The organism is Methylocystis borbori (genome assembly GCF_036576025.1).
GTDB classification, from domain to species: Bacteria; Pseudomonadota; Alphaproteobacteria; order Rhizobiales; family Beijerinckiaceae; genus Methylocystis; species Methylocystis borbori.
Genome location: NZ_JAZHYN010000011.1, coordinates 64356 through 79049, shown reverse-complemented (window position 1 = coordinate 79049; position 14694 = coordinate 64356). Strand labels below are relative to the sequence as shown.

Below are 14694 nucleotides of genomic sequence, written 5' to 3'. Positions count from 1 at the left end.
CTCGCGCCGGCGCCCACGGTCGACGCGTCGCAGCCGCCGCCATCGCTCCCGCGCGCGTCGCGCGAAAAGATGCGCGTCTGCGCCGAGGAATGGGACAAGATGAAAAAGGCGACCGCGACAGGCCTGCCGATGTGGCGCGAATTCGCCACCCACTGCCTGACGCGCTGAGGCGACGACCTTCCGCGCGGGTCCTCGCCCGAAGCTTAAAAACGCTATCGCCCGAGGCGCGTCGGCGCGACGCGAACCCCGGGCGATGAGGCGTAGAAAACGCTTTCTCGACGCGCGACCCAAAGACCGCGCATGCGACAACCCTTAAACTACATGGGCGCCGGCGTAGCAGGCGGCGTCGGAGTCTTTGGCTTGCGGGGAACGCGCTTTTTTGCAGTCGCCTTGCGCGCGCCCTTTTTGGCGGTGGCCTTCTTGGCGCCGGCCCGCTTCTTGGTCGCCACTTTGCGGACGCCCTTGCGAGCCGTCTTCTTGGTGGCGGCGCGCTTCTTCGTCGCCGCTTTGCGGGCGCCCTTCTTGGTCGCCGCCTTCTTCGTCGCAGCCTTTCTCGCGGTTTTACGCGCACCCTTCTTCGCAGCCGCTTTCTTCGCGGGCTTACGCTTCGTTGTAGCTTTCGCCATATTAAGTCCCCTTGATCCGAATTGCCGGAACTATGGTCGACCGACAATACGCGCAAATAGCGTAACGCGGTTAATCAGTCGTTCAAGTGCTCGACGCGCAGAAGTGATCGTCGCAACGCATGACGAGACATGTTGAGCGCGCTTCTTCGACAAGCAAAACAATCCGCGCGCTGCTTTGACGACGCATCGCCAAGACTATCTCGACGCGTTTGCGGCTTGCGTTTCTCTTCGCGATTCATCGCCTGCAAAACATCGCGAAGTCATGCCTCGAGTCGGCGCGCCAAATACGTTCGCGCGCGCCGCGAACGGATGCGCGAATGATCTTCAATTAATTGATTTGGCTTTGTATCTGAGCAGGATGCGCCACCGTCGCGCAGGCGCGCGCAGGCGCGCCGCAAATTATATCGACGCCCGATCAATCTCATTCGCGCTCGGCGATGAAGGCGCGGGCCCCTGGCCTCTGAGCAAGACGCTTCCGACGAAAGGCGGCGGGGTCTGGACGCGCGCTGCGGCGCCTGCTTCGTCGCCTCCCGCGCGCATAAAAAAAAATTGTGGTCAGCGACAAAAAAGGAAAAAAAATTTGCGTCGCGACCCTCCCTACTCGAGAAAAATCGCGCAACGCGCCTCTTGAACTGATTCGTTTTAGCGGCGAATGGGCGTTCTTCAGACGCCCAATTTGCGCTTCAGCAGCTCGTTCACCGCCTGCGGATTCGCCTTGCCGCCGGTCTGCTTCATCACCTGTCCGACGAACCACCCGAGCATGGTCGGCTTCGCCTTCGCCTGCTCGACCTTGTCGGGGTTCGCCGCGATGACGGCGTCGACGGCGGCTTCGATCTCGCCCGTATCGGTCACCTGCTTCATGCCGCGCGCGTCGACGATCGCGCGCGGGTCGCCGCCCTCGCTCCAGACGATCTCGAAGAGATCCTTGGCGATCTTCCCCGAGATCACATTCTGCGAGATGAGATCGACGATCGCGCCCAGCGCCTGCGCCGACACCGGCGAACGCGTCACGTCGAGGCCTTCCTTGTTCAAGCGGCCAAAGAGCTCGTTGATCACCCAATTGGCGACGAGCTTGGCGTCCCGGCCCTTCGCGGCCTCCTCGAAAAAGTCGGCGGAGGCGCGCTCCATCACCAGCACGCCCGCGTCATAGGGCGAGAGGCCGTACTGCTCGATGAAACGCTGACGCTTGGCGTCGGGCAACTCCGGCAGTCCCGCCTTCAGCGCGTCGACATAAGCCTGGTCGAATTCGAGCGGCAGAAGGTCTGGATCGGGAAAGTAGCGATAGTCATGCGCCTCTTCCTTGGAGCGCATGGACCGCGTCTCGCCCTTTCCGGGATCGAAGAGCCGCGTCTCCTGGTCGATCTTGCCGCCGTCTTCGAGAATGCCGATCTGCCGGCGCGCCTCGACCTCGATCGCCTGGCCGATGAAGCGGATGGAGTTGACGTTCTTGATTTCGCAACGGGTGCCATAGGGCGCGCCCGGCCGGCGCACCGAGACGTTCACGTCGGCGCGCATCGACCCCTGATCCATGTTTCCGTCGCAAGAGCCGATGTAGCGCAGGATGGTGCGCAGCTTCGAGACATAGGCGCGCGCCTCCTCGGCGGAGCGCATGTCGGGCTTGGAGACGATCTCCATCAGCGCGACGCCGCTGCGGTTGAGGTCGACATGGCTCTCCGTCGCGGAAAGATCGTGCAGCGACTTGCCGGCGTCCTGCTCGAGATGCAGGCGCTCGATCCCGACTGTGATGCGCTCGGTCGGCGACACGTCGACAATGACCGCGCCCTCGCCGACGATCGGATGCTTGTACTGCGAGATCTGATAGCCCTGCGGCAGATCGGGATAGAAATAATTCTTGCGGTCGAAGACCGAGCGCAGATTGATCTGCGCCTCGAGCCCGAGCCCGGTGCGGATCGCCTGCCTGACGCATTCCTCGTTGATCACCGGCAACATGCCGGGCATCGCCGCGTCGACGAGCGAGACATGATCATTGGGCGCGCCGCCATATTCGGCCGAAGCCCCGGAAAAGAGCTTGGCGTGGCTCGTGACCTGAGCGTGAATCTCCATGCCCACGACGACTTCCCAGTCGCCGGTCGCGCCCTTGATGAATTTGGAAGGAGCCGCCTGAGACGCCATTTTACCCTCTATGCCGCTGTATGAGACCGTTACTCAAGATATAGACCAGAGCGCCCGGGAGCGGAACGGGCCGGGCAAAAGCGGAAGCAAAAGGACCGCGCTCAATGGCGAAAAATCGTAATAACGGCTTCATCGCCCGCATGCGCGCCGCGCCTTCCTATCTGAGCGTTCCGGTCGGCGTCGCGCTCGTGCTCGGCGGCACGGTGTTCGCTTTCCTGCCGGTGCTCGGCGTCTGGATGGCGCCGCTCGGGCTTGCGATCCTTGCGCCCAACGTGCCTTTCGCCAGAAGGCTGTCGCGCCGCATGCTGCGTTGGTCGATCCGCTACGGCTTCGTGCGCATTACGCGCGTCCCGCGCGCCGATCAGGCGTCCCCGCCCTCCGACGGCGGCGCATAGTCGCCTTTGGGCGCGCGGTCGCCCATCAACCGCTCCTCATATTGGATGGACCACTCGATCAGCGCGCGCCACAAATTCATCGCGACTTCGAGCGAGAGCCCCTCGCGCCGCGCGACGCCGAGCACATGGCCGAGCACTTCCTCGACACGCTCCGGCACATTGGCGGGCATGCCGAGCGTCGGTTTGACTTTCGCCGCGCGCTCGATCTGGCGTTGACGCTTCGCGAGCAGAGCGACAAGCTCTTCGTCGAGTTCGTCGATCAGCCGGCGCACCTCGGCCATTTCTTCCTGAGCCGCGTCGCGTTCGCTCGCGGACGCATCCCGCTTGGCGCCTTGGCTCGTCATCGTCATCCCTCGCGCCACCAGGGTTGCGGGAAGTCGATTTTCGGCGCCGCCTGTTCGATCGCCGCGGCGAGCGAGAACAGGGTTTCCTCGTCGAAGGGCCTGCCGATGAGCTGCAGGCCGAGCGGCAACCCATTGGCCGCGAGCCCGCCCGGCACGGCGACGCCGGGAAGGCCGGCCATGTTTACGGTCACGGTGAAGACGTCGTTCAAATACATTTCGACGGGATCGGCCGCGCCCTTCTCTCCTTGCGCGAAAGCGGTCGAAGGCGTCGCGGGCGTCAGCACAGCGTCGACGCCGGCGGCGAAAGCCTCGTCGAAATCGCGCTTGATGAGGCTGCGCACCTTCTGCGCGCGCACGTAATAGGCGTCGTAATATCCGGCCGACAGCACATAGGTGCCGATCATGATGCGCCGGCGCACTTCGGGGCCGAAGCCCTTGGCGCGCGTCTTCTCATACATGTCGGTCACGTCGCGCCCCGTTTCGCGCCGCCCGTAGCGCACGCCGTCGTAGCGCGCGAGATTGGACGAGGCTTCCGCTGGCGCGATGATGTAATAGGTCGGCAGCGCATATTTCGTGTGCGGCAGCGAAATCTCGACGATCTCGGCGCCGGCGTCCTTCAACCAGGCGACGCCCTGATCCCAGAAAGCGGCGATCTCCGCCGACATGCCGTCGAGACGATATTCCTTCGGCACGCCGATGCGTCTTCCCTTCACCGAGAGGCCGACGGCCTTTTCGTAATCGGGCACGGGCGCGTCGACGCTCGTCGTGTCCTTGGGATCATGTCCCGCCATCGAGCGCAGCATGATGGCGGAGTCGCGCACCGTGCGCGCGATCGGCCCCGCTTGATCGAGCGAAGAAGCGAAGGCGACGATGCCCCAGCGCGAACAGCGTCCATAGGTCGGCTTGACGCCGACGGTTCCGGTGAAAGCGGCGGGCTGGCGAATGGAGCCGCCCGTATCCGTCGCCGTCGCGCCGAGACAAAGACGCGCCGCGACCGCCGCCGAGGAGCCGCCGGAAGAGCCGCCGGGAACGATCTTCGCCGTTTCATCCCCTTTGCGCCGCCAGGGCGAGACGACAGGACCGAAGGCGCTGGTCTCATTGGAGGAGCCCATGGCGAATTCGTCGAGATTGAGCTTGCCGAGCGTCACCGCGCCGTCGCGCAGGAGATTTCCCGACACCGTCGATTCATAGGTCGGCGTGAAATGGTCGAGGATGCGGCTCGCCGCGGTCGTGCGCACGCCCTTCGAGCAATAAAGGTCCTTTATGCCGAGCGGCAGGCCGTCGAGCGGGCGCGCCTCGCCGCGCGCGCGGCGCGCGTCGCTCTCTTGCGCCTGCGCCAAAGCGAGATCGGGCGTCTCGGTGATGAAGCAGTTGAGCGCGCGCGCCTTCTCGATCGCCTCAATATGCGCTTTCGTCAGTTCGACCGCCGAGAGCTTTTTCGAATTGAGCGCGTCGCGCGCCTCGGCGAGGGAGAGATGGGCGGGATCGGACATGTGTCTCTTTATATAAGGAGGCGGCGCAAGAGAGCGGCGGTCGCGGCGCTTCGGCGTCAGGGCTTCGCGCTATTCGACCACCTTCGGCACGACGAAGTAATGATCCTCGCTCACCGGGGCGTTGGCGAGAATATCATCGGCGATGCCGCCATCCGTCACGACATCGGAACGTTTCTTCATTTGCATCGGCAGCGCCGAGGTTAAAGGCTCGACGCCTTCGACGTCGACCTCGCTCAGGGTTTCGACGAAAGAGAGGATGGCGTTGAGTTCGCCCTGAAGGCGCGCCACCTCGCTGTCTTCGATCGCGATGCGCGAAAGATGGGCGATCCGACGGACCGTCGCGGAATCAACGGACATCTAGGGCTCCGCAAGAATTGTCTTGAGGGGCGCTATAGCGCCTGGCCTTTCGCGGCGCAATGCGGCGGGGGTTTTTAAGGCGGGCGATGAAAGGCCCCTGGCGCCCTCCCAGAGGACGAAGGGCGCTCGAAAGCCCTCTTCAAAGGGAGAGAGTGGCCGCAGAGCGCCGGATGAGAGGCAATTTCTTCCCATCACGGGCAAACATCGCCGCTCCCCTCCCTCCCCCGCGCAGCGCCGGGGAAGGGCGGCGAGCATAGCGAGCCGGATGGGGGAGAGAATACGCGCCCCGCTCACGCCGCGGCGCCTGCGCGCTCGGTGTCGAACTGCAATTTGGCGAGGCGCGCATAGAGACCGCCCGCCGCCGAAAGGCTCGCATGCGTCCCCTGCTCCACGATGCGGCCTTCGTCGAGCACGACGATGCGGTCGGCTTCGAGCACGGTCGCGAGGCGATGCGCGATGACGAGGCTGGTGCGGCCCTGCATCACATCGTGCAGCGCCGCCTGAACGAGCGACTCGTTCTCGGCGTCAAGCGCCGAAGTCGCCTCATCGAGCAGCAGCACCGGCGCGTCGGCGAGAATGGCCCGGGCGATGGCGAGGCGCTGACGCTGTCCCCCGGAAAGGGTCACGCCGCGCTCGCCGAGCAGCGTCTCATAGCCCTTTGGCAGCGCCATGATGAAGTCATGCGCCTGCGCCCGCCGCGCCGCCGCGATGATTTCTTCGCGCGTCGCCGCCTCGCGCCCATAGGCGATGTTCTCGGAAACGGTCAGGCCGAAAATCACCGGATCCTGCGGCGCGAGCGCGATGGCCGCGCGCAGGTCCAGCGGATCGAGCGCGCGCAAATCGACGCCGTCGAGCGCGATCGAACCCGCTTCGACATCGTAGAAGCGCAGGAGCAGCGAAAAGATCGTCGACTTGCCGGCGCCCGAGGGGCCGACGAGCGCGACGCGCTCTCCGGGCTCGACGACAAGCGACAAATCCTTGAGCGCCAGCTTCTCTGGCGCGGTCGGATAGGCAAAGCGCACATGGTCGAAAACAATGCGTCCCCGCCAGCGGGCGGGGGCCGGCGTCGGATGCGCCGGCGCGACGATCTGGGGCTCCACCGCGAGGATTTCCGCGATGCGCCCGGCGGCGCCGGCGGCGGCCGAAATCTCGCTCCAGGTCTGCGACAATTCGCCGAGCGAACTCGCGCCAAGCACCGCATAGAGCACGAATTGGGAGAGGACGCCCGAGGTCATCCGGCCGGCGAGCACGTCCTGCGCGCCGAGCCACAGCACGCCGACGACGCTGGTGAAAACAACGAGAATCGCGCCGGCGGTCACGAAGGCGCGCAATTGCGTCGCGGCCTGCGCGGCGTCATAGGCGCTCTCGACCGAGCGCGTGAATCGCGCCACCGTCGAGGCTTGCGCGCCATTGGCCTGCATCGCCCGCACAGCCGAGAGATTTTCGCCGGCATAGGCCGCGGCGTGCGCCAGCGTGTCCTGGGCGTGGCGCGAACGGCCGCGCACCGCTCGGCCAGAGGCGATGAGCGGCAATACGATGACCGGAATCGCCGCGAGCGCGAGACCCGCGAGCTTGGGACTCGTCGCGACCATCATCACGATCGCGCCGAAAAACATGAAGAGATTGCGCAGCGCGACCGACGCCGACGAGCCGAAGGCGGATTTCAACTGCGTCGTATCGGCGGTGAGCCGCGACAGCAGTTCGCCGGTCTTCGCCGTGTCGTAGAAGGCGGCGTCGAGCGAGGCGAGGTGCTTGAAAAGATCGGCGCGCAGATCGGCGACGACGCGCTCGCCAAGCGTCATCACGAAATAATAGCGGGTCGCGGACGCCGCGGCGAGCGTCGCGGCGACCGCGATGAGCGCGCCGAAATAGGCGTTCACCGCGCCGGCGCTTTCCGTCGAAAAACCATGGTCGATCATGCCGCGAACGGCGAGCGGCAGGGTCAGCGTCGCGCCCGCCGCGACGATCAGGGCGAAAAAGGCGCAGGCGATCGTCCGCTTGTAGCGCAGCGCATAAGGCAGAAGCGGACGCAAAGGGGCGAGCGTCGCGCCCAGCCCGCGGTTCGATTTTTGGGAAGCCGGCGGGACGGCGGCGAGGTCGGATGTCTGATTTGTCATTGGCAAGCGGATATAGACCTCGGCCTCGAAGAAAACGAATGCGTGGGGGGCGCGACCGGAGCCGTGCGGCGGGCGCGATAATATGAGACGAGGCTCTTTTTCGCGCGCCTTTGGCGCAAAAATTCTTTTCCGCTTCTTAAGCCTTTATTTCCAAATACTTACTGCCGCGACATCCTGTCGCAGTTTCGATTGACAGGCGCCCGTCTTGTGCTAACCTCGCGATGCGTCGAAATGACGCGCCCCGCTGGGGCAAGAAAGCGCCGGCGACAGCGACAAGGCGCAAATCTGGGAACGATCAAAGAGGAGTGAAGAGAGATGGCTGAGAAAGAACTCGAAATCACGACGAACACCTACATCTTCGCTGGCATCGGCGCGGTCATCCTGGGCGGTCTCGCTTCAGTGGCGCTCGGCGGCATTCCGAACACGATCGCAGCGGCCGTCGTCGGCGCGCTCGCGGGCGGCGTCCTCGGCCTCTTCTTCTAAGAGAAGACTTTCGGCGCGGCAGGTCCGACCGGACCTCCGCTTCCGACCCAAAAAGCCAGCATCCGCGACGAGCGGTTGCTGGCTTTGTCGTTTAGGGGATGCGCTGGTTTAGAGGGACGCCGTCGAGGCGCTCGCCGGCCAAATCTCCCGGGCGCGTTCGCGCAGAACATATTTGCGGATCTTCCCGGTCGACGTCTTGGGCAGTTCGCAAAAGACGACATGGCGCGGGCATTTGAAATGCGCCAGATGCTGGCGCGCCCAGCCGATGAGCTCCTCGGCGGTCGCCTGTTCGCCGTCCTTCAACTCGACGAAGGCGCATGGCGTTTCGCCCCATTTGTCGTCCGGCGCGGCGACGACCGCCGCGGCCCGCACTTTGGGATGTTTGAACAGAGCGTCCTCGACCTCGATCGAAGAAATGTTCTCGCCGCCCGAAATGATGATGTCCTTGGAGCGGTCCTTGAGCTGAATATAGCCGTCGGGATGACGCACCCCGAGATCGCCCGAGTGAAACCACCCCCCATGAAAGGCCTGATCCGACGCGCTCTTGTTCTTCAGATAGCCCTTCATGACGACGTTGCCGCGAAACATCACCTCGCCCATGGTGGCGCCGTCGCGCGGCACGGGCTGCATGGTTTCGGGGTCGATCACGTCGAGATCGTCGAGAACGAGATAAGGCACGCCCTGGCGCGCCTTCATCTGCGCCTGCGCCGCATCGTCGAGCGCATCCCAATCGGCCTGCCATTCATTGACGGCGGCGGGGCCATAGGTCTCGGTCAGGCCGTAAAGATGCGTCACTTCGAAACCCGCCGCCTTCATGCCGGCGAGCACGGCTTGCGGCGGCGGCGCGGCGGCGGTGAAGAAGCGCGCGGCGCGCGTCAAAGGCTTTTTCTCCGCCTCGCTGGCGTTGAGCAGCGTCGACATGACAATGGGCGCGCCGCAAAGATGCGTCACGCCATGCTCGGCCATCAACTCATACATCAGACTGGCGCGCACCTGCCGCAGGCAGACATGCACCCCTGCGTTCACCGAGATCGACCAGGGGAAACACCAGCCGTTGCAATGAAACATCGGCAGCGTCCACAAATAGACGGGATGGCGGCCCATATCGCCGGTGAGCACATTGCCGAGCGCGGTGAGATAGGCGCCGCGATGATGATAGACGACGCCCTTGGGATCGCCGGTGGTGCCGGATGTATAGTTGAGCGAGATCGCATCCCACTCGTCCGGCGGCGGCGACCAAGCATAATCCGGGTCGCCCGAGCGCAGAAAGTCTTCATAGTCGATGGCGCCTAGCGGCTCGCCAGGGCCGACATAGACGGGATCGCTGTAGTCAATGATGAGGGGCTTCACTTTCGCGAGCGCCAGGGCTTCGCGGATGACGTCCGAGAATTCGCGATCGACGATGAGCGCCTTGGCTTCCGCATGATCGAGGGTGAAGGCGAGGACCGCCGCGTCAAGGCGGGTGTTCAGCGTATTGAGCACCGCGCCATTCATCGGCACGCCGTAGTGGCATTCGAGCATGGCCGGCGTATTGGCGAGCATGACGGAGACCGTATCGCCCCGCCCCATTCCCGCCTTGGCGAGCGCGCTGGCGAGCCGCCGGCTGCGCGCATAGAAATCCCGATAGTTGCGCCGAAGATCGCCATGCGCGATGGCGATGCGCTCGGGAAACACCGCCGCCGCGCGGGCAAGAAAAGTGATCGGAGTCAGCGGCTGGAAATTGGCGGGATTACGGTCGAGATCGCGATCATAAGGAGAGTCGGTCATCCGGCGAGTCCACGATCCGAAAAGGGCGCAACGCGCCGGTTTAACGAACGAATTTGATCGCCGCGAAGACAAAGCCGGCGAGCGCGCTTTGCGTCACGATGAGCCAGCGAAGAATTTCGACGCGGAGGTTCGCGGCCGATGTTTCGATCTTGGCTTCGAGCCGTGTTTCTACTTCGCGGATTTCCCTGCGCAAGTCACGGCCAACTTCATCCAAATCGTTCCTCGTAGCGACGGAATCCTTCAGAGCTGCGTCCAGCGCCTCGGCGTGGGCGCGCACCTGCCCCTCTTCGATCCCCCCATTTCTGAGGCGATCGACATAGGCGAGCCGGTCGAAAGTGAGCGCGGAAGAAGTCATAACCGAAGGATACGCGCGAGAAAGAGGTTGATCAATCGGGCCGCCTTTCCGGCCGGCGCTATTCGCCGAAATCGACATCCTTCAGCCGCCCGAAGACGCGATCGGCGTCGAAATTATCTTCCTCGTCCGGCTGCGCCGCCGGCGCCGATTTGCCGAAAACCTCCTCGGTCGTCGCCGGCTCGTGCCGCGGGCTCGTGGTGACGCTCGCGGGAACGAGGGTCTGGCCGTGATCCTCCGTCGCCGGCGGCTTGTCCTTGGCGGCGCGATTGACTTCGAAATCGAGGTCGATCTGCGAGCAGAGGCCCAGCGTCACCGGGTCCATGGGCGTCAGCGCCGCGGAGTTCCAATGGGTGCGCTCGCGGATGGCCTTCAGAGTCGTCTTCGTCGTCCCGACGAGGCGCATGATTTGCGCATCCTTGAGCTCGGGATGATTGCGCACGAGCCAGAGAATGGCGTTGGGACGATCCTGACGGCGCGAGAGCGGCGTATAGCGCGGGCCGCGCGCCTTCTTGACCTCCGGCACGACGACTTTCGAGACGGAGAGATGAAGCCGATAGGCGGTATCGCGCTCGCCTTTCTCGATTTCCTCGCGGGTAAGCTGGCCGGAGGTAATGGGATCGTGGCCGCGAATGCCGGCCGCGACCTCCCCGTCGGCGATGCCTTTCACTTCGAGCGGATGCAATTTGCAGAAATCGGCGATCTGATCGAAGGTCAGCGACGTGTTTTCGACGAGCCAAACAGCCGTCGCCTTCGGCATCAACGGGGCGTTGCTCATCTCAAATATCTCCTCGGGTTACGGGCATGGGGAGAACGTTCGGCGCCGCGCCGCCCGGCGCCAGCGACCCACAGAACGACCGTCCATGTCGGGATTCCGCCTATATAAGCCGCATCCGCCTAAAGCGCAATCAATTGAGCGACAAGCGGGACCGGCGCGATTTGGCGGCCCCCGGGCCTCAACCCTGCTCCCGCGCATGGGCGGGGCGCAGCCCGCGCAGATGCTCGGGGAGCAATTCGCCGAGCGTTTCGGCGATGGCGCCGCCATAGCGGTGGAACAGCAGGCCGAAGACGATCAGCAGCACGCCGATCCCCGACAGCGCGAAGGGGAAAAGAATCGAATCCTTGAAGACGCTGCTGGCGAGATAGCCGAGATAGGTGGTGACGCCGATGGCGCCGAATACGGCGTAGGCGCGGCGCATCAGGAAGAGCGACAGGAAAACGAGGCCGACATTGATCGCGCAATAAAGCGCCTTGCCGAGTTCATCGCCGCTGTTTTGCGACGAAAGACCGCCCCAAAAGGCCATGAGCCCGAAAAGATGCAGCCAGAAGGCGAAATCGCCGTTCTCCCAGCGCTTAAGGTCGACGAGCCAGGCGAGAGCGAGGACCGCGAGGCCGAAATACATGCTCACCGTCACGCGCTGATCCCAGGAAAATTCCTGTATGCCCATCAGCCAGGGCGTCAGATCCATCGACATGAACCAGAGCGCGAAGGCGATGATCATGACGAGGAAGGGAAAGGGAAAAGCGATGAGCGCCAGCGACGCCGCGCCGATCGTCCCGAGCTCCATCGGCAGCCAGCTCGACTTCACCCAGACGTAAAAGTCATTGTATGGCTTCGCCTCGCCAGCGGGATTGGCGTCGAACATCGACTGCAGGGCGAAAATGGCGAGCGGCGCCATGCCGACGGCGCAGGCGATGAGCAGTCCGCCCGGCGTGCGCAAGCCGCGCCGGCGCCAAAGATAGGCGCCGGCGACCGTGAAGAGCGTCGCATAGACGAGCGCCGTGACGAGCAGCGCCTTATTGCCCCAAAGGCCAAAGGCGGTCGTCGAGAACATGCCCATGGCGCCGAGCACGATCAGCGCGCCGGCGTACCAGAGCAGATTGACGAAGTCATAGCGCGGCTGCTGCGCCGGCGCCGCGACGTCGGCATGGCGCGCCGCAAAAAACTGCGCGAGCCGCTCGAAGGTTGCGGCGTCGATGACGCCGGCGTCGCGGGCGGCCGCGATGTCGTCGGCGGTGAAACGTAATTTCATGGGCGATTCCTCCATTGCCGACCTCCAAATAGCGCCGCGGGAAGGGAAAAACTTTGTGCAAACGCACAAAGCGTAACCCATGGCCCCGCATTTGACAGCCGGGGCGGCTTGCGCCCATTACGGATTATTCTCGCTAACCGGACGACGCGCGATGCAAGCCAAAGCCAACGGCCTCACCTATGCGGACGCGGGCGTCGACATCGACGCCGGCGCGCGGCTCGTCGATTTGATCCGTCCCGCCGTCCGGTCGACGCGCCGGCGTGGCGCCGACGGGGAAATCGGCGGCTTCGGCGGCCTCTTCGACCTGAAGGCGGCGGGGTTCGCCGATCCGATTCTGGTCGCGGCGAATGACGGCGTCGGCACCAAGGTGAAGATCGCGATCGAGTCCGGCCTTCATGATACGGTCGGGATCGATCTCGTCGCGATGTGCGTCAACGATCTCATCGTGCAGGGCGCGGAGCCGCTTTTCTTCCTCGACTATTACGCGACCGGCAAGCTCGACCCCGAAGCCGCCGCGGCGGTGGTGAAAGGAATCGCCGCGGGCTGCGTCGAAGCGGGCTGCGCGCTCATCGGCGGCGAGACGGCGGAAATGCCCGGCCTCTACGCCCGGGGCGACTATGATCTTGCGGGCTTCGCCGTCGGCGCGGCGGAGCGCGATCGCTTGCTGCCGCGCGACGTTTTTGAAGGCGACGTCATCTTCGGCCTCCCGTCCTCCGGCGTCCATTCCAACGGCTATTCGCTCGTGCGCAGCATCGTGAAACACGCCGAGCTGTCGTGGAGCGCGACGGCGCCCTTCGCGCGCGACCTCTGCCTCGCCAAGGCGCTGCTGACTCCGACGCGCATTTACGTGAAGCCCGTCCTCGCCGCATTGAAAGCGACGCCCCATATCGCCGCGCTGGCCCATATCACCGGCGGCGGCTTTCCCGAAAATCTCCCGCGCGTGCTGCCCAAAGGCCTCGGCGCGGCGCTCGACCTCTCGACCTTCGAACCGCCGCCGGTCTTCCGCTGGCTCGCCGCGACCGGCGAGGTCGAAGAGAACGAAATGCTGCGGACCTTCAATTGCGGAGTCGGCATGGCCATCGTCGCCTCGCGCGCCGGCGCCGCAGACGTCGAAGCCGCCTTGCGCGACGCCGGCGAAAACCCGCTGCGCATCGGCGAGATCGTCGAGGCGCGCGGCGCCGAGCGGGTCGTGACGCGTGGGACGCTAGGATTGTGAACCGTCTGCGAACGGCGATCCTCATCTCCGGACGCGGCTCGAATATGGACGCGCTGATCGAAGCGGCGCGAAGACCGGACTATCCGGCGGAAATCGCGCTCGTCCTCTCAAACCGGCCCGACGCGCCGGGACTCGCCAAGGCGAAGACGGCGGGCGTCGCCGCCGCCGCCGTCGATCACAAGATTTACGCGGGGCGCGAGGAGTTCGAGCGCTCGCTGCAACTGGTGCTCGAAGCCTATCGCATCGACTTTATCTGTCTCGCGGGCTTCATGCGGCTCTTCACGCCCTGGTTCATCGAACAATGGCGGGGCAGAATGCTCAACATCCACCCCGCCCTGCTCCCGTCCTATCGCGGCCTCCATACGCATGAGCGCGCGCTCGCGGACGGCGTGAAGATACATGGCTGCACCGTGCATTTCGTCGTTCCGGAGATGGACGAAGGGCCGATCGTCGCGCAGGCCGCCGTGCCGGTGCTCGACGGCGACACGCCGGAAACGCTTGCCGCCCGCGTACTGGCGCAGGAACATGCGATCTATCCGCTGGCGCTGCGGCTCGTGGCGTCGGGCGTGGCGCGCATAGAAGGCAATCGCGTGCTCGGCGCCCTTGCCGCAAGCGATGCGCGGCTTTTGGCGCCCGAAGGACCCGCATAAAGAAGCTGATTGGCGAGGGACGCATGACGATCACGCTCTATTGCTTCCAACCCGCGAGCGGATTGCCAGACGCTTCGCCTTTCGTGACCAAGGCGATGACGCTCCTTAAGATGGCGGGTCTCGACTATGTCGAGGATCGTACCGGCTTCTCAAAGGCGCCGAAGGGCAAACAGCCCTATATCAATGACGACGGCGAGATCGTCGCGGATTCGACCTTCATCCGCTTTCATATCGAGAAGAAATACGGAAAGGATTTCGACGCGCATTTGAGCGAGGAGCAAAAGGCCATCGGCTGGTGCGTCGAGAAGATGTGCGAAGAGCATCTCTATTGGATCCTCGTTCATACGCGCTGGATGGACGACGCCAATTTCGAGCGCGGTCCCGCGCGCTTCTTCGACAGCGTCCCCGCCGCCGCGCGCCCGCTGGCGAAATCGTTCATCCGCCGCAAGATCGCCAATTCGCTCTGGGCGCAGGGCATGGGCCGCCACGGCGCGGCGGAGATCGAGGCGCTCGGCCGTCGCGACATCGAAGCGCTTTCGACGCTGATCGGCGAGAAGCCCTATCTCTTTGGCGACGCGCCCTGCGGCGCCGACGCGACGGTTTTCGCTTTCGTCGCTTCCGTATTGTCGCCGATGGCGGAGTCGGTCATCCGCGATGCGGCGCTGGCGAAGCCCAATCTCGTCGCCTATCGCGACCGCATGATGCGTTCTTACTTCCCCACGCCCTAA

General features: G+C 64.5%; 14 protein-coding genes. 5 read left to right on the top strand and 9 right to left on the bottom strand.

The window, feature by feature from the left end; genetic code table 11:
* Positions 1–1289 precede the first annotated feature (1289 nt).
* Positions 1290–2759: an Asp-tRNA(Asn)/Glu-tRNA(Gln) amidotransferase subunit GatB gene (gene gatB / locus V3H18_RS05830; protein WP_332081021.1), complete on the bottom strand. Its 1470-nt coding sequence runs from the start codon at positions 2757–2759 to the stop codon at positions 1290–1292.
* Between the two features lie 104 nt (positions 2760–2863).
* On the opposite strand from gatB, the gene V3H18_RS05825 reads away from it, so the two are divergent.
* On the top strand, positions 2864–3154 hold the full coding sequence (locus V3H18_RS05825) for a hypothetical protein (RefSeq protein ID WP_332081020.1): 291 nt from the start codon (positions 2864–2866) through the stop codon (positions 3152–3154).
* Here V3H18_RS05825 and V3H18_RS05820 read toward each other — a convergent pair.
* The 4 genes from V3H18_RS05820 to V3H18_RS05805 form a co-directional block, all read right to left on the bottom strand.
* Positions 3121–3504: a chorismate mutase gene (locus tag V3H18_RS05820; RefSeq protein ID WP_332081019.1), complete on the bottom strand. Its 384-nt coding sequence runs from the start codon at positions 3502–3504 to the stop codon at positions 3121–3123. The genes V3H18_RS05825 and V3H18_RS05820 overlap by 34 nt on opposite strands.
* On the bottom strand, positions 3501–4991 hold the full coding sequence (gene gatA, locus V3H18_RS05815; RefSeq protein ID WP_332081018.1) for an Asp-tRNA(Asn)/Glu-tRNA(Gln) amidotransferase subunit GatA: 1491 nt from the start codon (positions 4989–4991) through the stop codon (positions 3501–3503). The genes V3H18_RS05820 and gatA overlap by 4 nt, the downstream gene beginning before the upstream one ends.
* A 69-nt stretch (positions 4992–5060) precedes the next feature.
* On the bottom strand, positions 5061–5348 hold the full coding sequence (gatC, locus tag V3H18_RS05810; RefSeq protein WP_332081017.1) for an Asp-tRNA(Asn)/Glu-tRNA(Gln) amidotransferase subunit GatC: 288 nt from the start codon (positions 5346–5348) through the stop codon (positions 5061–5063).
* 290 nt (positions 5349–5638) lie between these two features.
* Positions 5639–7465, bottom strand: coding sequence for an ABC transporter transmembrane domain-containing protein (locus tag V3H18_RS05805; RefSeq protein WP_332081016.1), 1827 nt, complete (start codon positions 7463–7465; stop codon positions 5639–5641).
* 315 nt (positions 7466–7780) lie between these two features.
* Between V3H18_RS05805 and V3H18_RS05800 the strand changes: the two genes are divergently transcribed.
* Positions 7781–7948, top strand: a complete 168-nt coding sequence (locus V3H18_RS05800) for a hypothetical protein (protein WP_332081015.1) — start codon at positions 7781–7783, stop codon at positions 7946–7948.
* Between the two features lie 108 nt (positions 7949–8056).
* Here V3H18_RS05800 and V3H18_RS05795 read toward each other — a convergent pair whose 3' ends face one another.
* The 4 genes from V3H18_RS05795 to V3H18_RS05780 all read right to left on the bottom strand — a co-directional run bounded on the left by V3H18_RS05795 (position 8057) and on the right by V3H18_RS05780 (position 12100).
* The gene (locus V3H18_RS05795) at positions 8057–9715 is read right to left on the bottom strand and encodes an acyl-CoA synthetase (RefSeq protein WP_332081014.1); all 1659 of its coding nucleotides are present in this window, start codon (positions 9713–9715) and stop codon (positions 8057–8059) included.
* Between the two features lie 40 nt (positions 9716–9755).
* Positions 9756–10070 carry a hypothetical protein gene (locus V3H18_RS05790; protein WP_332081013.1) on the bottom strand — a complete coding sequence of 105 codons (315 nt, stop codon included), beginning with the start codon at positions 10068–10070 and terminating at the stop codon, positions 9756–9758.
* A 58-nt stretch (positions 10071–10128) separates the two neighbouring features.
* Positions 10129–10845, bottom strand: coding sequence for a DUF1013 domain-containing protein (locus V3H18_RS05785; RefSeq protein WP_332081011.1), 717 nt, complete (start codon positions 10843–10845; stop codon positions 10129–10131).
* 178 nt (positions 10846–11023) lie between these two features.
* Positions 11024–12100: a hypothetical protein gene (locus V3H18_RS05780; RefSeq protein ID WP_332081022.1), complete on the bottom strand. Its 1077-nt coding sequence runs from the start codon at positions 12098–12100 to the stop codon at positions 11024–11026.
* Between the two features lie 151 nt (positions 12101–12251).
* On the opposite strand from V3H18_RS05780, the gene purM reads away from it, so the two are divergent.
* Genes purM through V3H18_RS05765 form a run of 3 tightly spaced genes read left to right on the top strand, consistent with a single transcriptional unit; the run spans position 12252 to position 14694 of the window.
* Positions 12252–13316 (top strand): phosphoribosylformylglycinamidine cyclo-ligase, encoded by a 1065-nt coding sequence (gene purM, locus V3H18_RS05775; RefSeq protein WP_332081009.1) that lies wholly within the window; start codon positions 12252–12254, stop codon positions 13314–13316.
* Positions 13313–13966 (top strand): phosphoribosylglycinamide formyltransferase, encoded by a 654-nt coding sequence (gene purN / locus V3H18_RS05770; RefSeq protein WP_332081008.1) that lies wholly within the window; start codon positions 13313–13315, stop codon positions 13964–13966. The genes purM and purN overlap by 4 nt, the downstream gene beginning before the upstream one ends.
* A gap of 23 nt (positions 13967–13989) precedes the next feature.
* The gene (locus tag V3H18_RS05765) at positions 13990–14694 is read left to right on the top strand and encodes a glutathione S-transferase family protein (protein ID WP_332081007.1); all 705 of its coding nucleotides are present in this window, start codon (positions 13990–13992) and stop codon (positions 14692–14694) included.

Bases quoted from the DNA above. Each gene is read 5' to 3' on its own strand.
- gatB (WP_332081021.1), bottom strand. From the start codon at position 2,759: ATGGCGTCTCAGGCGGCTCCTTCCAAATTCATCAAGGGCGCGACCGGC.
- V3H18_RS05825 (WP_332081020.1), top strand. From the start codon at position 2,864: ATGGCGAAAAATCGTAATAACGGCTTCATCGCCCGCATGCGCGCCGCG.
- V3H18_RS05820 (WP_332081019.1), bottom strand. From the start codon at position 3,504: ATGACGATGACGAGCCAAGGCGCCAAGCGGGATGCGTCCGCGAGCGAA.
- gatA (WP_332081018.1), bottom strand. From the start codon at position 4,991: ATGTCCGATCCCGCCCATCTCTCCCTCGCCGAGGCGCGCGACGCGCTC.
- gatC (WP_332081017.1), bottom strand. From the start codon at position 5,348: ATGTCCGTTGATTCCGCGACGGTCCGTCGGATCGCCCATCTTTCGCGC.
- V3H18_RS05805 (WP_332081016.1), bottom strand. From the start codon at position 7,465: ATGACAAATCAGACATCCGACCTCGCCGCCGTCCCGCCGGCTTCCCAA.
- V3H18_RS05800 (WP_332081015.1), top strand. From the start codon at position 7,781: ATGGCTGAGAAAGAACTCGAAATCACGACGAACACCTACATCTTCGCT.
- V3H18_RS05795 (WP_332081014.1), bottom strand. From the start codon at position 9,715: ATGACCGACTCTCCTTATGATCGCGATCTCGACCGTAATCCCGCCAAT.
- V3H18_RS05790 (WP_332081013.1), bottom strand. From the start codon at position 10,070: ATGACTTCTTCCGCGCTCACTTTCGACCGGCTCGCCTATGTCGATCGC.
- V3H18_RS05785 (WP_332081011.1), bottom strand. From the start codon at position 10,845: ATGAGCAACGCCCCGTTGATGCCGAAGGCGACGGCTGTTTGGCTCGTC.
- V3H18_RS05780 (WP_332081022.1), bottom strand. From the start codon at position 12,100: ATGAAATTACGTTTCACCGCCGACGACATCGCGGCCGCCCGCGACGCC.
- purM (WP_332081009.1), top strand. From the start codon at position 12,252: ATGCAAGCCAAAGCCAACGGCCTCACCTATGCGGACGCGGGCGTCGAC.
- V3H18_RS05765 (WP_332081007.1), top strand. From the start codon at position 13,990: ATGACGATCACGCTCTATTGCTTCCAACCCGCGAGCGGATTGCCAGAC.